Below are 299 nucleotides of genomic sequence, written 5' to 3' on the forward strand. Positions count from 1 at the left end.
GCTGTTGTCGGATGAGGACGGCTTCCGCAGAGTTTTCTCGAAGTCAATCTCGGCGGAACCGCGATCGGGACGGGAGTAACCGCGACGCCCTTCTACAGGGCGCGGGCGCTCGAGTACCTGTCCCACAGCACCGGGCTCCAGCTGGTCGGGTCCAAGGATTTGTTTGAGGCAAGCTGGGACATGGGGGCCTTCATGCTTCACATGGGCCTCCTGAAGAGGATAGCAGCAAAGCTGTCGAAAATCGCCAATGACTTTCGGCTACTATCGAGCGGCCCGCGCGGGGGTATCGGCGAAATTCT

At 60.2% G+C, this 299-nt stretch carries 1 pseudogene; it reads left to right on the forward strand.

Annotation, left to right across the window (positions count from 1 at the left end):
* Positions 1 to 33: 33 nt before the first annotated feature.
* Positions 34 to 299: pseudogene (locus EOC06_RS38830) on the forward strand (lyase family protein); the annotation flags it as partial.

It is taken from the genome of Mesorhizobium sp. M7A.F.Ca.MR.362.00.0.0 (assembly GCF_004023175.1).
GTDB lineage: Bacteria > Pseudomonadota > Alphaproteobacteria > Rhizobiales > Rhizobiaceae > Mesorhizobium.